The sequence below is a fragment of the Citrobacter sp. MNAZ 1397 genome (genome assembly GCF_023613995.1).
GTDB classification, from domain to species: Bacteria; Pseudomonadota; Gammaproteobacteria; order Enterobacterales; family Enterobacteriaceae; genus Phytobacter; species Phytobacter ursingii.
Genome location: NZ_JAKIVH010000002.1, coordinates 243,816 through 264,766, shown reverse-complemented (window position 1 = coordinate 264,766; position 20,951 = coordinate 243,816). Strand labels below are relative to the sequence as shown.

General features: G+C 55.0%; 20 protein-coding genes. 11 read left to right on the top strand and 9 right to left on the bottom strand.

Annotation, left to right across the window (positions count from 1 at the left end; all coding sequences use genetic code 11):
* The first annotated feature begins 71 nt into the window (after positions 1–71).
* Positions 72–986 carry a GntR family transcriptional regulator gene (locus L2097_RS15960; RefSeq protein ID WP_047371952.1) on the top strand — a complete coding sequence of 305 codons (915 nt, stop codon included), beginning with the start codon at positions 72–74 and terminating at the stop codon, positions 984–986.
* Positions 987–1,201: 215 nt separating this feature from the next.
* Positions 1,202–2,566 carry an MFS transporter gene (locus tag L2097_RS15955; protein ID WP_085005291.1) on the top strand — a complete coding sequence of 455 codons (1,365 nt, stop codon included), beginning with the start codon at positions 1,202–1,204 and terminating at the stop codon, positions 2,564–2,566.
* A gap of 13 nt (positions 2,567–2,579) precedes the next feature.
* Here L2097_RS15955 and L2097_RS15950 read toward each other — a convergent pair whose 3' ends face one another.
* Positions 2,580–3,392: a GNAT family N-acetyltransferase gene (locus L2097_RS15950; RefSeq protein WP_250353285.1), complete on the bottom strand. Its 813-nt coding sequence runs from the start codon at positions 3,390–3,392 to the stop codon at positions 2,580–2,582.
* 83 nt (positions 3,393–3,475) lie between these two features.
* Entirely contained in the window at positions 3,476–5,137 is a 1,662-nt protein-coding gene (gene tsr, locus L2097_RS15945) for a methyl-accepting chemotaxis protein (protein WP_250353284.1), read from the bottom strand.
* Positions 5,138–5,491: 354 nt separating this feature from the next.
* Here tsr and L2097_RS15940 point away from each other — a divergent pair, with 354 nt between their 5' ends.
* The 3 genes from L2097_RS15940 to yjiA all read left to right on the top strand — a co-directional run bounded on the left by L2097_RS15940 (position 5,492) and on the right by yjiA (position 8,921).
* Positions 5,492–7,645 carry a carbon starvation CstA family protein gene (locus L2097_RS15940; RefSeq protein ID WP_047373402.1) on the top strand — a complete coding sequence of 718 codons (2,154 nt, stop codon included), beginning with the start codon at positions 5,492–5,494 and terminating at the stop codon, positions 7,643–7,645.
* Positions 7,646–7,753: 108 nt separating this feature from the next.
* Positions 7,754–7,957, top strand: coding sequence for a YbdD/YjiX family protein (locus tag L2097_RS15935; protein WP_047371956.1), 204 nt, complete (start codon positions 7,754–7,756; stop codon positions 7,955–7,957).
* Positions 7,958–7,967: 10 nt separating this feature from the next.
* Positions 7,968–8,921 carry a GTPase gene (gene yjiA / locus L2097_RS15930; RefSeq protein ID WP_047371957.1) on the top strand — a complete coding sequence of 318 codons (954 nt, stop codon included), beginning with the start codon at positions 7,968–7,970 and terminating at the stop codon, positions 8,919–8,921.
* 7 nt (positions 8,922–8,928) lie between these two features.
* Here yjiA and L2097_RS15925 read toward each other — a convergent pair whose 3' ends face one another.
* From L2097_RS15925 to L2097_RS15910, 4 genes are all read right to left on the bottom strand, one after another.
* A complete protein-coding gene (locus tag L2097_RS15925) occupies positions 8,929–9,714 on the bottom strand; it encodes a hypothetical protein (RefSeq protein ID WP_250353283.1) in 786 nt (261 codons plus the stop codon).
* Positions 9,715–9,795: 81 nt separating this feature from the next.
* Entirely contained in the window at positions 9,796–10,101 is a 306-nt protein-coding gene (locus L2097_RS15920) for a type II toxin-antitoxin system RelE/ParE family toxin (protein WP_047371958.1), read from the bottom strand.
* Complete coding sequence (locus L2097_RS15915; RefSeq protein ID WP_047371959.1) at positions 10,079–10,360, bottom strand: type II toxin-antitoxin system RelB/DinJ family antitoxin; 282 nt, start codon at positions 10,358–10,360, stop codon at positions 10,079–10,081. Before L2097_RS15915 ends, L2097_RS15920 begins: the two co-directional genes overlap by 23 nt.
* A 71-nt stretch (positions 10,361–10,431) precedes the next feature.
* The gene (locus tag L2097_RS15910; protein ID WP_250353282.1) at positions 10,432–11,970 is read right to left on the bottom strand and encodes a DNA recombination protein RmuC; all 1,539 of its coding nucleotides are present in this window, start codon (positions 11,968–11,970) and stop codon (positions 10,432–10,434) included.
* Positions 11,971–12,158: 188 nt separating this feature from the next.
* On the opposite strand from L2097_RS15910, the gene L2097_RS15905 reads away from it, so the two are divergent.
* The 6 genes from L2097_RS15905 (at position 12,159) to L2097_RS15880 (ending at position 18,000) form a co-directional block, all read left to right on the top strand.
* Positions 12,159–13,439 (top strand): DUF445 domain-containing protein, encoded by a 1,281-nt coding sequence (locus tag L2097_RS15905; protein WP_250353281.1) that lies wholly within the window; start codon positions 12,159–12,161, stop codon positions 13,437–13,439.
* Between the two features lie 87 nt (positions 13,440–13,526).
* Complete coding sequence (locus tag L2097_RS15900) at positions 13,527–14,762, top strand: MFS transporter (protein WP_250353280.1); 1,236 nt, start codon at positions 13,527–13,529, stop codon at positions 14,760–14,762.
* Between the two features lie 112 nt (positions 14,763–14,874).
* The gene (locus tag L2097_RS15895) at positions 14,875–16,026 is read left to right on the top strand and encodes a double-cubane-cluster-containing anaerobic reductase (protein WP_250353279.1); all 1,152 of its coding nucleotides are present in this window, start codon (positions 14,875–14,877) and stop codon (positions 16,024–16,026) included.
* 9 nt (positions 16,027–16,035) lie between these two features.
* Complete coding sequence (gene yjiL, locus L2097_RS15890; RefSeq protein WP_250353278.1) at positions 16,036–16,800, top strand: putative 2-hydroxyacyl-CoA dehydratase activator YjiL; 765 nt, start codon at positions 16,036–16,038, stop codon at positions 16,798–16,800.
* Entirely contained in the window at positions 16,800–17,042 is a 243-nt protein-coding gene (locus tag L2097_RS15885; protein WP_250353277.1) for a putative Se/S carrier protein, read from the top strand. The genes yjiL and L2097_RS15885 overlap by 1 nt, the downstream gene beginning before the upstream one ends.
* A 718-nt stretch (positions 17,043–17,760) precedes the next feature.
* On the top strand, positions 17,761–18,000 hold the full coding sequence (locus tag L2097_RS15880) for a DUF2164 domain-containing protein (RefSeq protein ID WP_250353276.1): 240 nt from the start codon (positions 17,761–17,763) through the stop codon (positions 17,998–18,000).
* Here the strand turns inward: L2097_RS15880 and L2097_RS15875 are convergent.
* From L2097_RS15875 to L2097_RS15865, 3 genes are read right to left on the bottom strand one after another with little or no spacing between them, the layout of a single operon-like run.
* Complete coding sequence (locus L2097_RS15875; RefSeq protein WP_250353275.1) at positions 17,994–19,061, bottom strand: DUF2955 domain-containing protein; 1,068 nt, start codon at positions 19,059–19,061, stop codon at positions 17,994–17,996. The two genes, L2097_RS15880 and L2097_RS15875, sit on opposite strands and share 7 nt — an antisense overlap.
* Positions 19,051–20,118, bottom strand: a complete 1,068-nt coding sequence (locus tag L2097_RS15870; protein ID WP_085005266.1) for an HlyD family secretion protein — start codon at positions 20,116–20,118, stop codon at positions 19,051–19,053. The genes L2097_RS15875 and L2097_RS15870 overlap by 11 nt, the downstream gene beginning before the upstream one ends.
* Before the next feature lie 3 nt (positions 20,119–20,121).
* Complete coding sequence (locus L2097_RS15865) at positions 20,122–20,589, bottom strand: MarR family transcriptional regulator (RefSeq protein WP_047371968.1); 468 nt, start codon at positions 20,587–20,589, stop codon at positions 20,122–20,124.
* Positions 20,590–20,951 lie beyond the last annotated feature (362 nt).

Sequence of the window (20,951 nt, the reverse complement as noted above, 5' to 3'; positions counted from 1 at the left end):
GCTGAATTGTGAAACTCAGCCCATAAAAATGTTTTAAATAGGTTTTTAATAATAAAAAACAGGAGATAACGATGAGCCGTTCGCAAAATTTACGCCATAACGTGATTAACCAGGTGATTGACGATATAGCGCGCGGCCATATTCCCTCCCCGCTACCCACACAAAACGCGCTGGCGGAAATGTATAACATCAGCCGCACAACCGTACGGCACCTGCTGTCGCATCTGTGCGAATGCGGAGTCCTGGTCAAGTCTGCCGGCGCCTGGTGTATTGTCCGCAAACCCACGCAGGAAGACGGCTTCAACTGCATCAGCGCACCGCTGGCCGAGCAAAACCGTATTTTTGAGCAAGCCTTCTTCACCATGATTAACCAGCGCCAGCTGCGCGCCGGCGAATCTTTTTCCGAGCTACAACTGGCGCGTGAGGCAGGTGTCAGCCCGGTAGTTGTGCGGGAATATTTGCTCAAATTTGGGCGTTACAATCTGATTGAGAATGAAAAACGCGGCCAGTGGAGCATGAAGCAGTTCGATCAACGTTACGCTGAACAGCTTTTTGAACTGCGGGAAATGCTGGAAACCCATGCCCTGCAACACTTCCTGAACCTGCCTGCGGATGACCCGCGCTGGCTGAGCGCCAGAACGCTGCTTGAACGCCACCGCATGCTTCGCGATAGCATCGGCGACAACTTTCGCATGTTTTCGCAACTGGATCGGGACTTCCACGCGCTATTGCTTTCCGCCGCTGATAATATCTTTTTCAATCAATCGCTTGAAATTATCTCTGTTATATTCCATTTCCATTATCAGTGGGATGAAAGTGACCTGAAACAGCGTAATATTATCGCCATTGATGAACATATGACCATTCTCAGCGCCCTGCTGTGCCGCAGCGACCTCGATGCCACGTGCGCGTTGCGCAACCATCTGCATACCGCTAAAGAATCCATGATCCGTTCAATTCAGCAATCCCTTTCCGCTCACTATTAAGTACCAATTAAAAACAGCAAATTTCAATCCGGAGCACGCTTCTGCTAAAAGGCGCAGAAATAAAAATAATACCGCTTCTATTCTCTGAATGAGTCGACTGAATTAGCTGGATGTAAGTGAGTGGTGTCAGATTTATTAATCTGGTATCGGGATTGATATTTTCTCCTTCGTTGAAAAATCACGCAGGGAGATAAGTGACATTTTTGGAGTCAGGCGTGGAAAAAAACGATATTACCCTCGACCCACGGACAACGTTTGATAAAACAACCGAAGCGGATATTCCTGTTCCGCCAGAGGGTTTATTAAAACGTAGCGCCAGAATTAAGCGAATTCAAACCACCGCGATGCTTTTATTATTTTTTGCTGCGGTTATCAATTACCTCGACAGAAGTTCGTTATCGGTCGCGAATTTAACCATTCGCCAGGAATTAGGCCTGAGTGCCACCGAAATTGGCGCCCTGCTTTCCGTATTTTCATTGGCTTATGGTATTGGGCAGCTTCCGTGTGGCCCTCTGCTTGACCGCAAAGGCCCGCGCATCATGCTCGGCCTGGGCATGTTCTTCTGGTCGCTGTTCCAGGCGCTTTCCGGCATGGTGCACAGCTTCACTCAATTCGTGCTGGTACGTATCGGCATGGGGTTGGGTGAAGCGCCAATGAACCCATGCGGTGTGAAAGTGATCAACGACTGGTTCAACATTAAAGAGCGCGGTCGCCCAATGGGCTTTTTTAACGCCGCATCAACCATTGGCGTCGCCATTAGCCCGCCCATTCTTGCCGCAATGATGTTAATGATCGGCTGGCGCGGCATGTTTATCGTTATCGGCGTGCTCGGGATCTTTCTCGCCATTGGCTGGTACATGCTCTACCGCAACCGCGAAGATTTGCAGCTAACCGGCGTTGAACAGGCCTATCTGAATGCTGGCAGTGTCAACGTTCGTCGCGATCCGCTGAGTTTCGCAGAATGGCGCAGCCTGTTTCGTAACCGAACGATGTGGGGGATGATGCTTGGCTTTAGCGGTATCAACTACACCGCCTGGCTCTACCTTGCCTGGCTGCCTGGCTACCTGCAAACCTCTTACAATCTCGATTTGAAAAGCACCGGCATGATGGCAGCAATCCCTTTCCTGTTTGGCGCTGCCGGGATGCTGACCAACGGGTATATCACCGACTGGCTGGTCAGGCGTGGCATGGCGCCGATCAAAAGCCGCAAAATCAGTATCATCACCGGGATGCTCTGTTCCGCCGCCTTTACTTTCGTCGTACCTGAGGCCACGACGTCGTTGGCCGCAGTCTTGCTGATTGGCATGGCGCTGTTCTGTATCCACTTTGCGGGAACATCATGCTGGGGATTGATTCACGTCGCGGTGGCATCAAGGATGACGGCCTCGGTGGGCAGTATCCAGAACTTCGCGAGCTTTATCTGCGCCTCGTTTGCACCGATCGTGACCGGGTTTATCGTCGATACCACCCAGTCATTCCGCCTGGCGCTGATTATCTGCGGCTGTGTGACGGTGCTGGGAGCAATTGCTTATGTTGTGCTGGTTCGCCAACCGATCAGCGATCCGAAGCAACACGCATGAACAAACCGGGCGATCACAGCATCGCCCGCATTTCAAACTGGCTAATCTCCATCACCGAATACCCCGCTGACGAAAACAGCGGGGTGAAGGATTCCGGCACCGCCACGCTGGTAGTCAGGCCAGGAAAGTGATGATTGAGAGTCATCAGCATCTCGCGGGCAAAGCCTTTGCGGCGGTACTCCGGTTCAACATAGAGAAAGCGCAGTTGCGGTTTGTCTGTCAGGGTCGCGACGATGGCATACGCATGTTTGCGATATTCAAATGCCCGGCACGGCAACGACACCACAGAGAGCGGGTCGACCAGCCACGGCAGCGACCCCTTTACTTCCCCCACCGACCGCCAGACCACCTCAAGCGGATTAATCTCACGCAGCAAATTATCGCCAATGCCGGGACGCGCATCGCCCTGAAAACCGTATAATCCCTGGCGAATCTCAAAGCCGAGTGAACGATAAAGCCCAACGCCCGCCAGGTTATCCTGAATCACCTCCAGCCACATTTGCCGCACGCCTTTCGCCCGCAAATCCTGCAACAGCGGAGCCAGTAGCTTTTTGCCGTAGCCTTTCCCGCGATAAGGCGGAATCAGGGAAAAAGCCCCCAGCCTTGCCGATTCGCCGCGCCGGGTAATAATCGCTGCCGCCACCCGCATGTCGTCATTCCACCAGATGCAGGAGTCCGTCAGGCTGATATCCTCCGCGCCAAAACGTTGCGCAAAGCGCTCGGGGGGAAGCGAAAAAGGGACACTGTAGCCTTCAAAGCACTCGCCTAAAAAAGCAGAAAGCTGCTCGCTACTGTAGTGAAGGGCAGAAATGGCGGTCAGGTTCATCGTGCTTCTCCGGGGGAAAAAACCAAGGATAGCACGATGAAAAAAGATAAAGTGCGCCCCGCGTCAGCAGGGCGCGAGGTTTATCAGAAGGTTTCCCAGTTTTCGTCGCCGACCGCCGCTTTACGCGACATTGGGCTTGCGGATGGGGTTTTCAGCGTGGATGCGACAACCGGTGCTTCGCGGGATACGCGACGGGTACGGAACACGGCAACCGCCTGCGTCAGACGACTGGCCTGTTCTTCCAGCGCGGCTGCCGCAGCGGCAGATTCTTCTACCAGTGAGGCGTTCTGCTGGGTCACACGGTCCATTTCAGCTACAGCCAGGCCCACCTGATCGATACCACGGCTCTGCTCATCGGAGGCAGAGGCGATTTCGCCCATGATGTCGGTGACGCGGGTTACCGCACTGACAATCTCGTCCATCGTTTCACCGGCGCTTTCTACCAGCGTAGAGCCCAGCTCGACACGACCGACAGAGTCTTCAATCAGACTCTTGATTTCACGCGCCGCCTGCGCACTGCGCTGGGCCAGGTTACGGACTTCCCCTGCCACTACCGCAAAGCCACGCCCCTGCTCACCAGCACGTGCGGCTTCTACCGCGGCGTTCAGCGCCAGGATGTTGGTCTGGAAGGCAATACCATCGATCACGCTGATAATATCGGCAATTTTCTGCGAACTGGCGGTAATATCACGCATTGTCTGCACAACATTGTCCACCACTTTACCGCCTTTCTGCGCGGTATCGGATGCGCTCTTAGCCAGATGACTGGCCTGACGGGCGTTTTCGGCGTTTTGTTTTACCGTTGCGGTCAGTTCTTCCATACTGGCGGCAGTCTCTTCCAGCGAAGCGGCCTGCTGTTCAGTACGGGAGGAGAGGTCGTTGTTACCCGCCGAAATTTCGCTCGCGCCGCTGTAAATGGCATCAGCGCCGTTACGGACATCGCCCACGGTGCGCACCAGTTCAGACTGCATATGACGAAGGCTGGAGGCCAGTTGGCCCATTTCGTTGCTACCGTGTACATCGATAGTCTGTTCCAGATCGCCACCGGCAATATGGCGGATGTTTTCAATCAGATGATTCATCGGACCGATAACGCCACGCTTAATGCCGAGCCATACGGCGACAATCACCACCAGCACAACCAGCAGGACACTGATAATTATCCATACGGCCGTCGAGTAAGAACCATTGCTCTCTTCTACCGCGATAGCATACAGACGATCGTTTTGCTGCAAGTAGTCAAGATACGGCTTCTCAAAGGCGTCCTGATAGCCCTGAGTCGGCTGATCAAAGAACTCATTGATTTTGCCTGCACCCAGCAACTGAATCAGCTCAGCGAGTGCATTGTGGTAAATATCATAAGTACGATTGATTTCCGCTGCCGCCGCCTCATTCTGACGTGGGTCGCGAGGTAAAGCCTGATACTCTTTCCAGTGCGTTTCTGCCTGTTTTAACGAGGTGCTGGCGATCTGCATCAGATCGTTCACCGTTGCACCGCTGCCGATCTGATTCTGATCCATCATGTAACGGATCCCAGCGCGGTTCAGCGTGTTACGGGTCTGCAAAAGCGCCACCCAACTGGCGTTAAGCGTGGATTGTTGCTGACGGATTGTCTGCAACACAGTGAAGTTTTCTTTGTCGTGCTTAAGTGCGTTAAAGAATAAGCCGCCAGATGTGAGCTGCAAAAGACCAAAAAGTCCCAGTACAAAAAGTAAACTGGTGACAAGTTTCATACGATTCAACATGTTTTCTATCTTCCATTAGCCAGGTAACAGATTTTCGGCCCGACCAGAGAAAACTTTAAAGGAAATCATGCTGAAACGCGCTGATATCATTAACATTATAGTAACATATGCGGACAGTCTCTCTTCCTGCGACCTGTCGGCCATGCCTGCAGCAAGTGATCCTTATCACATATTTTCAGCCGCTTAGCGCCGTATAAAACCGCTTATCCGCTTAGTTGACCGCTTACCCCGCTATTCATACCACTCAGTCAGATCGCGCCCTTTTTACGCTTGTAATTTGCCATGATCAGCACCAGCAAGGCCGTCTTTCAACACATCAACTCCGATTTCATTTTCTTGATAATCAGGTCTGACATGGATACTAAAAAGCTATTCAAACATATACCCTGGGTGCTCCTCGGCATCCTCGGCGCCTTCTGCTTATCCGTCATTGCTTTACGACGCGGTGAGCACGTCAGTGCGCTGTGGATCGTGGTCGCTTCCGTTTCTGTTTACCTCGTGGCGTATCGCTACTACAGCTTGTACATCGCGCAAAAGGTGATGAAGCTCGATCCGACACGTTCAACCCCGGCCGTTATTAATAATGATGGTCTGAACTACGTTCCAACCAACCGTTACGTCCTGTTTGGTCACCATTTTGCTGCGATCGCAGGTGCGGGTCCGCTGGTCGGCCCGGTACTGGCAGCGCAAATGGGCTACCTGCCGGGTACCCTGTGGCTGCTGGCAGGCGTCGTCCTGGCCGGTGCGGTGCAGGACTTCATGGTGCTGTTTATCTCTTCACGCCGTAATGGCGCCTCTCTGGGTGAGATGGTTAAAGAAGAGATGGGCCGTGTACCGGGGACTATCGCCCTGTTCGGCTGCTTCTTAATCATGATCATCATCCTCGCCGTGCTGGCGCTGATCGTGGTAAAAGCCCTGGCCGAAAGTCCGTGGGGCGTGTTCACCGTTTGTTCCACGGTACCGATTGCCCTGTTTATGGGTATCTACATGCGATTCCTGCGCCCAGGCCGCGTGGGTGAAGTGTCGGTCATTGGTATCGTGCTGCTGGTGGCCTCCATCTATTTCGGCGGCATCATCGCCCACGACCCGTACTGGGGCCCGGCGCTGACCTTCAAAGACACGACCATTACCTTCGCGCTGATTGGTTATGCCTTTATCTCTGCGCTGTTGCCGGTATGGCTGATCCTTGCGCCGCGTGACTATCTGGCAACCTTCCTGAAAATCGGCGTTATCGTGGGGCTGGCGTTGGGTATTGTTATCCTCAACCCAGAACTGAAAATGCCTGCGGTAACGCAGTACATCGACGGTACCGGCCCGCTGTGGAAAGGTGCGCTGTTCCCGTTCCTGTTTATCACCATCGCCTGTGGCGCGGTCTCTGGCTTCCATGCGCTGATCGCTTCCGGTACCACGCCGAAACTGCTGGCGAATGAAACCGACGCGCGTTTTATCGGTTACGGTGCCATGCTGATGGAGTCCTTCGTTGCGGTGATGGCGCTGGTTGCGGCATCCATCATTGAACCGGGTCTCTACTTTGCGATGAACACCCCGCCGGCTGGCCTTGGCATTACCATGCCGAACCTGCATGAGCTGGGCGGCGACAATGCGCCGATGATTCTGGCGCAGTTGAAAGATGTCACCGCGCACGCGGCGGCAACGGTTAGCTCCTGGGGCTTCGTGATCTCCCCTGAGCAGATTCTGCAAACGGCAAAAGATATCGGTGAACCGTCCGTACTGAACCGTGCAGGTGGTGCGCCAACGCTGGCTGTAGGTATTGCGCATGTGTTCCACAAAATCATGCCGATGGCAGACATGGGCTTCTGGTACCACTTCGGTATCCTGTTTGAAGCTCTTTTCATCCTGACCGCGCTGGATGCCGGTACCCGTGCTGGCCGCTTTATGCTGCAGGATCTGCTGGGTAACTTCGTACCGTTCCTCAAGAAAACCGACTCCCTGGTCGCGGGTATCATCGGTACCGCAGGTTGCGTTGGACTGTGGGGCTACCTGCTGTATCAAGGTGTGGTTGACCCGTTGGGCGGCGTGAAGAGCCTGTGGCCGCTGTTCGGTATCTCTAACCAGATGCTGGCGGCAGTCGCCCTGATGCTGGGTACGGTGGTGCTGGTGAAAATGCAGCGTACAAAATACATCTGGGTCACCGTGGTTCCGGCGCTGTGGCTGCTGCTGTGCACCACCTGGGCGCTGGGTCTGAAATTGTTCAGCACGAACCCGCAACTGGAAGGCTTCTTGTACATGGCTAACCAGTACAAAGAGAAGATCGCTGCCGGCGGCTCTGAGCTGACCGCACAGCAGATTGCCAACATGAACCATATCGTGGTGAACAACTACACCAACGCAGGTCTGAGTATTCTGTTCCTGGTGGTCGTGTACAGCATCATCTTCTACGGTATCAAAACCTGGTTGAACGTGCGTAACAACACCGTGCGTACCGACAAAGAAACCCCGTATGTTCCGGTACCGGAAGGCGGCGTGAAGACCTCTTCACACCATTAAAACTGATGCCGGGTGGCGCTGCGCTTACCCGGCCTACAGAGTGTAGCTAACGTAGGCCGGATAAGGCGCAAGCCGTCATCCGGCTTTATTCATTAACAGGACGGCAGAATGTTTGGTACTTTAGGCCAGGCAAAAAAATACCTTGGTCAGGCGGCGAAGATGCTGATTGGCATCCCGGACTATGACAACTACGTTGAACATATGAAAACCAACCATCCGGACAAGCCGTACATGACCTACAACGAATTCTTTCGCGAGCGCCAGGAAGCGCGCTACGGCGGAAGTGGCGAAGGCGGCGTACGCTGCTGCTAAAGGAGAGAGCATGACCCCGATTGCCGTTACCCTACTCACCGGCTTTCTCGGCGCAGGTAAAACCACCCTGCTGCGCCACATCCTCAATGAACAGCACGGTTTTAAAATCGCCGTCATCGAAAACGAGTTCGGCGAAGTCTCCGTAGATGACCAGCTGATTGGCGACCGCGCCACGCAAATCAAAACCCTGACCAACGGCTGTATCTGCTGTACCCGCTCCAGCGAACTGGAAGATGCCCTGCTCGACTTGCTCGATAGCCGCGATCGCGGCGATGTCGCCTTTGATCGCCTGGTGATCGAGTGTACCGGCATGGCCGATCCGGGGCCGATTATCCAGACCTTCTTTTCCCATGAGATCCTCTGCCAGCGTTATCTGCTGGATGGCGTGATCGCGCTGGTGGATGCCGTGCATGCAGATGAGCAGATGAACCAGTTCACCATCGCCCAGTCGCAGGTGGGTTATGCCGACCGCATTCTGCTGACCAAAACCGATGTCGCCGGTGAAAGCGAAAAACTGCGCGAACGCCTGGGCCGCATCAACGCCCGTGCGCCGATCTATACCGTCACCCACGGTGATATCAACCTTGAGCTGTTGTTTAATACCAACGGCTTTATGCTGGAAGAGAACATCACCGCAAAACCACGCTTCCACTTTATTGCCGACAAGCAGAACGATGTCTCATCCATTGTGGTGGAGCTGGATTATCCGGTCGATATCAGCGCGGTCTCACGGGTCATGGAAAACCTGCTGCTGTCGTTTGCCGACAAGTTATTGCGCTACAAGGGCATGCTGTGGATTGATGGCGAGCCCAACCGCCTGTTATTCCAGGGAGTACAGCGGCTTTACAGTGCCGACTGGGACCGCCCGTGGGGCGACGAGCCGCCGCACAGCACGCTGGTGTTTATCGGCATCCAGTTGCCGGAGCAGGACATCCGCGACGCCTTTGCCGGCCTGAAAGCCTGACGCCACACTATATGAACGCCAGTTTATTGACCTTCGCCAGTAAACTGGCTTTTGCCTGATCAAGCAGATCCGCATTGGTGCGACTCGACAGCGTGTCGCGCGCTTTCAACCCGAGAAAATAGCTAATCCGCTCCATATTGGCACCGGATGGATGCGGCAGCCCGGACAATACCCGCACCTCATCCAGCACACCCCGGCTTACCAGCACATTAACCCCTTCTGTCGCCACTGGTCCCAGCGGAATAAACACCGCTTTTTTCAGCGCCACCGCTTCCACGGCGAATCCTTCGTCAATCGACGCTCGCAATAATGCGGAGCGGGAAAAATGCGGCTTACCGTTGTAATTGACGCCCTGCACAAACAGCGGCTGGGTATAGAGCGACGTGCAATGCACCAGCCCGGTATGGTCGGTAAAAAGCTGCGCGCTGGAATCCAGAGACAGCATCTGCGCCAGGCCAATACCATCAAGCAATTTGACCAGGTTATTACGCAGTGGTCCGCTAAACGCCCCGTGTTTTTTCGCTTCACGTAACGCCAGCGCGTCATCGCCGCCGTCACGCAGTATTTTCTGTGCCGTCGTCACCGCGTTATACCACTGCACATACCCAGGCGTTATCCCCACCAGCACCACCAGCGCACGGGTATTTACCGCATCAAAGGGAATGTAGTACTGGGCAAGGTTTTCCTCCTGCGCCAGCAAAAATTCAGCGGGTAACTCACCGGGCGTTTTGTGACCGGAAAAATTGACGATCGCGTCGCGAAAGCGGGACAAATTAGCAGCAATAGCGCTCATGGTTTCTTTTCACTTAGGGTCAGTCGAGGGGACATCATACGCCGGACAATGACCACGTATGATGTCGTTTCAGGCTGTTTGTTATTCGAACAATTCGGCATGAGTCCCTAAATCAGTGAACACGACCACGTGCTTTTCGGACTCAAGCTTATACACCAGCAAATAATCCCCACCGATATGCAGCTCCCTGAAACCTTGCATATTGCCGGTCAACGCATGGTCGTTATATTGCGCAGGAAGCGGGTTACCGGAAAGAACCATGGCCATGATGGCGGCCGTTTCGTTCATATCCCGCCGCCCGGCTTTGTTATAGCGTTCCCAGGCTTTGATAAAAGAGCGGGTGTAATCCGATCGGAATGGCAAGTTAGTCCGTTTGCTTTTTACCATGATTCAGGCTGTCCATAAGCTGTTCTGCACTCTCAAAGCGTCCATGCCGGTGCGTAATAATCTCATCTGCTTCGTGCATTGCGGTTTGCAGACGGACAGTCGGGTTACGGGTTACTTCAAAGGGTAGCCCTTCATGTTTTACGATTTGCTCAGCAAACAAGCGGATAGCCACACTCCAGCTCAGTCCACACTCTTCCAGCACGCTAGCCGCTCGTTCTTTCAGCTCTTTGTCGATACGCGATCGGATAACAGAGTCCATAGGTCCTCCTTCATTATGTGGCTACATTGTAGCCACAAAAAATACATATGAAAATCTGAAAAACGCCATCCTTAGCGCTCGTTAACGGCTTGCGAAGGTGTTTCCGGCAGCGCGGCGGGGTCTTCCTCGATAGCCTCGGGCTCCTGTATCGCTTCAACGATCATCGCCATCCGTTCGTGCTCGAAGTCGCGGTGAGAAATCTCAAGCTTCGGCAGCTCCTTATTGACCTTCTCGGAGAGTTTGCCAAAGCGCTCCACTCTGCCATACAACCCCTGACTGCCCACCAGCGAGGTCACGGTGGCGTTATATTGGTTGCTGGCGGTGGTTAACGTGCCGCCAAGTTTACTTAAGCGCTCAGCCACCAGGCACACGGTATTGAAGATCTCCCCGGCTCGCTCGCTGATTTCCCGAGCTTCGCTGTTACTACGTTCAATCATCCACAGGTTGGAGACGGTACGCAGAATCGGGATCAGCGTGGTATGGGAAACCAGCACAATCCCTTTACGGTAACCGTATTCAAACAGCCCTTTATTGGTTTTCAGCGCCTCAATATAGGCCGCTTCGAGGGGCATAAACATCAGCACAAAACTCGGGCTGCGAATACCCGCCAGGCTGGTGTAATCCTTCGAGGCCAGATCGTCGATGTGGCGACGCACCGCCATGATGTGCTCATCCATCGCGTGCTGCTGCTCTTGTGGCGTTTCGGCGGAACAGGCGCGGTCATAGGCATTGAGCGACACTTTGCTGTCGATAATGATGTGTTTGTTGTCCGGCAAACGAATGAGATAGTCCGTCTGCTTCCGGCGGCCGTTTTCGTCTGTAAAGGCGCTCTGAACCTCGAAATGCTCTTTTTCTACCAGCCCGCTCATCTCCAGCGTCCGGCGTAGCTGTGCCTCGCCCCAGGCGCCACGCTGTTGGGAATCGCCTTTCAGCGCCGAGGTCAGGTTGGTCGCCTCGGTACTCATTTTCAGACCGACATCGAGCACCTTTTTAATCTCTGCATTCAGGTCAGCATTGCCACGAATGGAGGCATCGTGGACTTCATTAATCCGTTTCTGGAAGCCTTCAATTTGCTCACGGAACGGCTTAAGCATGTCATCCAGGCTGTTTTTGCTGGTGGTGGTGAAGGTTTTGCCCTTCTCTTCGAAAATCTTATTGGCGATATTTTCAAACTCACGCGACAGCGATTTTTTGGTTTCTTCGAGGCTGGCAAACTGTTCACGGAAATGGTGCTCGCGCTGCTCAAGGGTGGTTTTTAGCTCGGTATAGTCATGGTCGAGCTGGCCCGACAGACGGCGCTCTTCTTCCAGTTGCGCTTCCGTTCTGACCAGACGCTGCAAAACCTCATCCGCTCTCCCTTTCAGGTCGCTGATTTGCTGGCGCATAGCGCTAACGTCGATATCCCGCTGGTGCTTTTCGTTGCGCGCCGCTTCGGTTTTGGCTTCCTGCTCGCGCAGCCGTTTTTGGGTTGCCGCCAGTTCGTCTTCCGCCAGCTCATGGTCATGCTCCAGCGCAGCTATTTTGCGGGTAAATGTCTGTTGGGTAAGAAGCCAGCCAAACGCACCGCCCAGCAGGGCGGCAATCACAGCGGCAATTATCGTAAGCGTCATGTCAGCGCATCCTTTATCCATCTTTTCTGCGACTACCATACCCCCGACATACGAAGATGCAATATTTGGTTTTCGCCCGGCCTTTCCCTCTCGCCGCTTTGGGAAAAGGCCGGGATGAGGGGAACCGTCGCCACCGCGCTTCACCTTGAAAACCAAGCGAAACTGCCACTCTGCTCTATGCTTAAACCATGAACAAAATCACAGAACTCAAACGCGCCAAACGCCTGGCGCTCTCATTACTGCTGATCGCGGTAGCGACATTCATCGTCACTCTTTTTCTGCCGCCCAACTCCTGGGTCAGCGGGGTGAAGGCCATTGCCGAGGCGGCGATGGTCGGCGCGCTGGCAGACTGGTTCGCCGTGGTGGCGCTGTTTCGCCGCGTCCCCCTGCCCTTTATCTCCCGCCATACGGCGATTATTCCGCGCAATAAAGACCGCATCGGCGACAATCTCGGGCAGTTCGTGCAGGAAAAATTTCTCGACACCCAGTCGCTGGTCGCACTCATTCACCGTCATCAACCCGCGCAGATGATTGGCGTCTGGTTCAGCCAGCCGGATAACGCCCGTCGTGTCGGCCAGCACCTGATGCAGGTGATGAGCGGATTTCTGGAACTGGCGGACGATACAAGGATCAAAAACCTGCTTAAACGCGCGGTACACCGGGCGATCGATAAAGTCGATCTCACCGAAACCGGCGCGCTGATGCTGGAGAGCATGACCAAAAACCAGCGCCATCAGGTACTGCTGGATGCCCTGATTGGCCAGATGATCATCCTGCTGCAAAAGGAGAGCAGCCGGGACTTTATCGCCAGCCAGATTGTGCGCTGGCTGAAAACCGAACATCCGCGGAAGGCCAAAATTTTGCCCACCGAATGGCTGGGTGAACAAAGTGCTGTGATGGTCACGCGCGCGGTGAACACATTGCTGGATGATGTCACCCACGATAGCGCACATCAGATCCGTCGTGCCTTTGATAAGGCGGTACTGAAACTGATCGCCAACCTGAAGACCGATCCGGAGATGGCTGCCAGGGCCGATAATATTAAACGCTACCTGAAAGAAGATGACGCGTTTAACCGCTATCTGGGCGAGATGTGGGGTGACCTGCGCGACTGGATGAAGACCGATATGCAGGCCGATGATTCGCGTATTAAACAGCGCATCACCGAAGCCGGACTCTGGTTTGGCGAAACGCTGCTGGCGGACGGCGCACTGCGCAACTCGCTTAATGAACACCTGGAGCAGGCGGCTCACAGCGTCGCACCGGATTTTGCCGAGTTTCTGACCCGCCATATCAGCGATACCGTGAAAAGTTGGGATGCCCGCGACATGTCGCACCAGATCGAGCTGAACATTGGCAAAGATCTGCAATTTATCCGCATCAACGGCACGCTTGTGGGCGGATCGATTGGCCTTGTGCTCTACCTGCTCTCGCAGATCCCCGCCCTGCTTTCCCTGTCCATAGGTTAAAAAAGCGGCAAAAATCACGTCGACATATAAATTATCTGCTCGCACAATAGAGGCGTGCGGTAAGAAACGCCGTAAAAGGAGAGTGTTATGTCATGGAAGCCTGCTTTTTTTGCCCGTTACGCCGGGGTCTTTATCTTCCCGATGGCCCTGGTGCTCTATGATTTTGCCGCCTACCTCACCACCGACATGATCCAGCCGGGCATCATTCAGGTGGTGCGCGATTTTGACGGCGATGTCAGCCTCGCACCGCTCTCTGTTAGCCTGTACATGGCAGGCGGCATGGCGCTGCAATGGGCGTTAGGCCCCCTTTCTGACAGAATTGGGCGTCGCCCGGTGCTGCTGACCGGGGCGCTGATTTTTACCCTTGCCTGTCTTGCCACCCTGTTCACCACCACCTTTGAGCAGTTCCTGGCGGCGCGCTTTATCCAGGGCACCAGCATCTGTTTTATCTCAACGGTCGGATACGTCACCATCCAGGAAGCCTTTGAACCCACTCAAGCCATCAAACTGATGTCACTTATCACCTCGGCGGTGCTGCTGGCCCCGGTGATTGGGCCGCTGGGTGGCGCGGCGTTAATGCATTTTGTCCACTGGAAGGTCATTTTCGCGGTGATCGCCGCCCTTGGTTTTATGGCCTGGCTTGGGCTGATGCTGGCCATGCCGGAAACCGTTAAAAGGCAGGAGACACCGCTACGGGTAATGAGCGTGGTAGAGGATTTTTGCGCGGTATTCCGCAACCGCGCTTTCCTCAACGGTGCCGCCACGCTTGCGCTTTATTATATTCCGCTCATGAGCTGGGTGGCCGTCTCCCCGGTGATTCTGATCGACGCGGGCGGCATGACCACCGCGGAATTTGCCTGGGCGCAGATCCCGGTATTTGGAGCGCTGATCGCCGCCAATATCGTGGTGATGCGCGTTGTGGACGATCCGACCGACCCACGCTATATCCGTCGTACCGTGCCCATCCAGCTGGTCGGGCTGGTGACGTTGCTTGCCGGGAATCTGCTCTTTCCGCACCTCTGGTTCTGGTCGGTGGCCGGCACCAGCATCTATTGCTTTGGCATCGGGCTGATTTTCTCGACCCTGTACCGTTTTACGCTGTTTTCTAATAACTTACCGAAAGGTACCGTGTCGGCGTCGCTCAACATCGTGGTGCTCACTACCGTGGCGCTATTAATCGAAGTCGCGCGCTGGCTGTGGTTCTCTGGCGGCGGGCGTATTCCGTTTCATCTGTTGGCGCTGGTCACCGGTTGCCTGGCCATACTCTGCCTGACCCGTCTGGTACGTCGGGTGCAGCAGTACCACACCTCTGAATGCCGCTAATCTCGCGGCAGATCAACAAAACCATACATTCATAATGGTTATAATCCTTCCTTCGGCGGCAGCAGACCGCCTCGTTTTTTAGGATCTCCCGTGTGACGGGGAAGGAAAAAACATGTCTCTTATTACAGAACTTCCGCAAATCTTTGAGCAATTCTCCGACGCCCGCCAGAAAGGTTTTCTCACCGTGATGGAACTGAAAGAACGCGGAAATCCGCTGGTCGGCACCTACTGTACTTTTATGCCACAGGAAATCGCGATGGCCGCCGGGGCCGTTGTGGTGTCGCTGTGCTCCACCAACGACGAAACCATTGAAGAAGCGGAAAAAGATCTGCCGCGTAACCTCTGCCCGCTGATAAAAAGCAGCTACGGTTTCGGTAAAACCGACAAATGCCCGTACTTCTATTTCTCTGACCTGGTGGTGGGTGAAACCACCTGCGACGGCAAGAAAAAAATGTATGAGTACATGGCGGATTTCAAAGCCGTCCATGTGATGCAGCTACCCAACAGCGCAACGGATGCCGCCTCCCGTGCGCTGTGGAAATCGGAAATCCTGCGCCTGCAACAGCACATCGAGGAACGCTTCGGCCAGCCAATCAGCGAAGCCGCCCTGCGCGAGGCCATCGTGCTGAAAAACCGCGAACGTCAGGCGACGGCGGATTTCTACCGTCTGGGGCAGCTTAACCCACCCGCGCTGAGCGGAGCAGACATCCTGAAAGTGGTGTACGGCGCGACCTTCCGTTTCGATAAAAACGCATTGATCAGTGAACTCAATGAGATGACTGTCCGCGTGAAATCCGAGTGGGAACAGGGCAAGCGGCTGGAGTCACGTCCGCGCATCTTGATCACCGGCTGCCCGATTGGCGGCGCGGCCGAAAAAGTGGTGCGCGCCATTGAAGAGAACGGCGGCTGGGTGGTGGGCTATGAAAACTGCACCGGCGCGAAAGCCACCGAACGCAATGTGGCGGAAGAGGGTGATGTGTATGACGCGCTGACCGACAAATATCTGGCGATTGGCTGCTCCTGTATTTCGCCAAATACCGAACGCCTGCGTTTGCTGAGCCAGATGGTGGAAGAGTACCAGGCCGATGGGGTGGTGGACGTGATTTTGCAGGCCTGCCATACCTATGCGGTGGAATCGCTTGCCATCAAACGTCACGTGCGCCAGCAGCACAACATTCCTTATATGGCGATTGAGACGGACTACTCCACCGCCGACATCGGGCAGCTCAGTACCCGCGTCGCCGCGTTTATTGAGATGCTGTAAGGAGCCAGGGTGACGTTCACGATAGGTATTGATTCCGGTTCGACCACCACCAAAGGAATATTGCTGGAAGGGAACGCCATTGTCCGGCGTTTTCTCTGTCCCACCTCGTTTCGCCCGGCAGACAGCATTCATGATGCCTGGCAGACACTGCGGGCTGGTCTGCAAGAAACACCCTTCCTGACCCTCACCGGATACGGGCGACAGCTGGTGGATTTTGCCGATAAGCAGGTGACGGAGATTTCCTGTCACGGCCTGGGGGCGCGCCTGCTGTTGCCGGAGGCACGTACGGTGATTGATATCGGCGGCCAGGACAGCAAAGTTATCCAGCTCGATGAACAGGGCAATCTCACCGATTTTCTGATGAACGACAAATGCGCCGCCGGGACGGGGCGCTTTCTGGAAGTGATTTCCCGCACCCTGGGCACCACGGTGGAGGTGCTGGACGGTATTACTGACGGCATCACCCCACATCCGCTGACCAGCATGTGCACCGTGTTCGCCGAATCAGAAGTGATCAGCCTGCGCTCTGCGGGCGTGGCCCCGGAGGCCATTCTGGCAGGGGTAATTAACGCCATGGCGCGGCGCAGCGGGCACTTTATTTCGCGTCTCACTACACAAGGACCGCTGCTGTTTACCGGCGGCGTCAGCCACTGCGCCCGTTTCCGGGCCATGTTGAGTGAACACCTGAACATGGCGGTGCATACCCATGACGATGCTCAGTACGCCGGGGCGATTGGCGCGGCGCTGATTGGCCAGCGCCAGAGGGCACGCTGATGGTAGAGTTTCTGTTTTTATTTCACTCCACCGTCGGCGTGGTGCAGACCCGCAAGCTGTTGCAGGCCGCCGGTGTACCGTTTCGCGTGGCGGATATTCCCCGCACCCTGCGTGGTGGCTGCGGGTTATGCATTCGTCTGCAATGCCCACCCGGCGTCGAACAACAGTGGGTGCTGCCCGGCGCAACGCAGGCGGTTTACCGCTGCGAGGGAGAAGCGTTTGAGCAGGTGGCAGTGTATTAGTCGTACCGGGAAAATGGCACCGTGCGGCCTGATGCCCTCACCCCAACCCTCTCCCACGGGGAGAGGGAGAAAAGCTTGCCATCATCCGGGATTTTCCCCGATGGCGCTGCGCTTACCGGGAGCGGGTTTGGTAGCCCGGATAAGGCGTAGCCGCATCCGGGAAAATGGCGCCGTGCGGCCTGATGCCCTCACCCACAGGGCTGAGGAATCCCCAGTAATATTACGTTTTACAGCGATAACACTGCGCCGTAAGAATACAAAAGTCACAGCGATGACAGGGTCCGGCTGAAAATCGATGAGGCGTTGACGGCTGACCGGGGCCGCCCGCAGGGATGCGGGCGGAGGGGATAGCCTGCAAGGACGCAGGCTGGTCCCCGACCCGAAAGTCAGACGACATAAGCATCATGGACCGCGCCAGCGGCGATTTTCCTGGCCGGGAGCCCGGGTCGCCAGGGTGGTGGCGGGAACCACCCTGGCACGTTCACGGGTTCTGACGTGACAGAGAAGCAATGAGCATGAAGTGAACGGAATGACCACCAGAGCCACATTGTCCCCCTCACCCTGGCCCTCTCCCACGGGGAGAGGGAACCGATCGTGCTCGCATTTTTTGTGGGGATCCTTCAGACCACGGGGAGAGGGGGAAAAGCGTGCCGCCATCCGGGACCGCTTTACCACTAACCTCTGCTATGATGCCCTTTTTCTCGAGCCAGGAAGCCCAATGAGCAAAATCGATCTCAGCCACAGCGAACGCGAGATGCTACGCGAGAAACTGCAACGCTACTGCGCCGACAACTTCGACCTCGAACTGGAACAATTCGACGCCGAATTCTTTGTTGATTTCGTGATCGACAACCTCGGCCCGACGCTGTTTAACGCCGGGATCGACGAAGCCATCCGCACCCATGCTGCGTACAGTGAACGCATTCAGGAAGAGATGGATCTGAAAAAGATCTACTGATCGTCAATCACAAAACGCGTCGCTTCAAAGCGGTTTAAGATCAGGTGCACCAGAAACACCATTGTCAGCGTGCCCAGTAAAGCAACCGTCACCGACACGATGCGATACAGATCGCTGAACACCAGGTCGGTGTCCGGGTGCAGGTTCTGCCCAAACATAATGCCAATCGTGGTTACGCTGGAAAAGCCAACGCCCGCCCCCACCTTTTCCATCACATGTAGCCGCGCGCTAAACGCCAGCCCAAGACCAATCAGCGGCATCATCAGCAACATATGGCTGCTGTGATTGTAGAGAATCAGCTGCACCAGCAGGATATACAGACAGGCGAGAACCACCCCTACCACACGCCATAGCGAACTCATCACCGCGCCGCGATAGTGCATCGGGAACAGGATCAGGATCCCCGCCATCAGCGCCGACAGCGAATCACTGAGATCGCTTATCTGGAAGACAACAAAGATCATCGTCGCCACGGTGCCAGAAAGCAGGGATTCATGCCGCACACGGGCATCGCTTTTTTCGATCCGCGGCGGCGGATTGCGCGGTGTTACATCCGGGATCAGATAATGCATCAGCGCGCTAAGCGCCACCGCCATTACGCTGGCTTCGATGTTCGAGAAGATTAGCGTATGCCAGTCGCTGGCCGGGTAGCTCATAAAGTTGAGCATCGTGCTCTGACACACCACCCCGGCGGAACCAAACAGAAACAGCGGCCCCTTGCTCATAAAACGAAAACGCATCACATACAGGCCGAATACTACCAGCGTCATGATGAGCGGCCATTTCGACAAATAGCCGATGATCAACAGCATTTCGACGCAGTTCAGCACCGCACTAAAAATAAATTGCTTCGCCACATGGCCATTAAACACGGGCACCAGTGAAAGCAACATGACCGGGTAAACCACGTAAAAGACGCCGTAGCTGGTATTGTAAAAGCTGGAGATGCTCAGCGCGAGCATCCCGGCAAATACGATACGCAACGTCTGGCGAAAATCATTGGCGGTATAGACAATGTTGCCGTGCGGCGTAAAGACGCGCGCCAGGGTATTAATAGACATAGTGCAGCCAGCTGACGAGATGGATTTGCAGCCCTGAGAAGAAACGGGCAAACAGCCCTTCGCTGTTATACAACTGCACGGTGGCGCGCGCGCCGGTCGGCAGGGACGCCGGCAGCGTCTCGTCCAGCGCCACGTGAATACGCATGCGTTGCGCGTCACGCACCCAGCGGTTGGAGGTTTCCGGTTGCGACAACTCGCCGTTAACCGCTTCTTGCCCGGCTAACACGCCCGCATCGCTGCTGGTAACATGGGCGCGAAACACATGGCCCGGTAACGCATCAAACACCACCGCAGCATCCGTACCGGCGTGAGTATGACGCAAGCTTTTCTCGCGGAAATCCGCCACGATATCGGCGCTGTCATGCACCAGCGCCAGGGTGGCACTCCCGGCGGCGGCATAATAGCCGGGGCTCAGTTGCAGGTTACTCACCTTCCCCCCTACCTCGGCACGCACCTGCGTCCAGCCAAGGTTGAGCTGCGCCTGCTCCAGGCTGTTTTGATATTTTTGCAACGTCACATTGCGGCTGTCATTGCGCTCACCGCGCTCAATCGTCAGGGCGTGAATGGTCGCGTTGAGGTTATTCACCGCCTGTACGCTGCTCTGCCAGGTGGTGCGCACTTTATCCAGGTCGGATTGCGAGACGTTTTGCATCGCTCCCAGACGCTGATAGCGGTCAAAAGTCACTTTGTCATTTTGCGCGGTGAGCTGTGCGGTTTTGAGGTTCGCTTCGGCTGCCGCAATCTGCGCGTCCAGCTGTTGATTGGTGAGTCGCGCCTGTGCCAGGGCGATTTGCGCGGCTTCCACCTGGTTGTTAAACGGCGTAGCATCGAGCTCGTAGAGCACGTCGCCCTTCTTCACCACGCTGTTGTTCTGGACATAAACGTTCGCGACATAGCCGGACACGCGCGACGATACCGGAGTCACCACGCGCATCACGGTGGCGTCCGGCGTCAGGGGGATCCAAATATCGGCAACGATAAAGTAGACAAACATCAGCAGGAAAGAGGCAATACTCACCCTTACCCAGCGGGCAAACTTTTGTTCTGGCGTCATCATGGTTTATTGAGTCTTGTTATCTTCTTCGCGGATATTCCGCAAATTGCAGGCGATCTGATTCAATGTGGCGCTGAAAATCTCCATATTCTCAGCCGGGATGTTTTGCGCCGCACGTTCCTGACAGGCCTCAATCACAATGGTGATTTTTTCCAGCATGGCATGGCCTTCCGGCGTAAGCGCCAGCAGACGGATACGCTTGTCATAGGGCGATGTGGTGCGCGCAAGCAACCCCTGGTTTTCAAGCTGCGTGAGGGTACGCATCAACGGCGGCAGTTCAATGCCCTGCACTTCCGCCAGCTCACTGACTGAGACGTTATCGCCCAACTGGCTAAGCTGCATCAGCACCGTCCAGCCGGACTGCGTGAGGCCGGTATCGGCAAGCGCGTGATCAATAGTGGCGCGCCACTGGCGCACAATCATCGCCATGCGCATTCCCAGCGGCCTGCGGGCAAACAGTTCGTCTTCTGTCATGTGAGGTTCCTCATTAAGCCGTGAGGAGGATAATAGTTATCATGATAAGTATCAAGAAACAGAGGTAAGAAAAGCATGAAATGGAAAAATTTTATCAGAATATTTTCTTCGCTCACGCTTAGTGGAGTACAGGTGAATACTTTTTAATTATCCTGAGCCCGGCTTAGCTATTCGTCGCTTATTCGCAGCAATATTGTGGGGATATTCCCACGAGGCCACTACTTTTTGATTACCCGCCTCAGAGAAAAAATATAACTATATGTTTTTATTTATATTGTTAAAACCCAAACTCTATCTCTTCGACTTGTTAAAAGCTTTATCTTTACGTAGCCGGGCCTGAACAATAAAGATTCACAAAATGC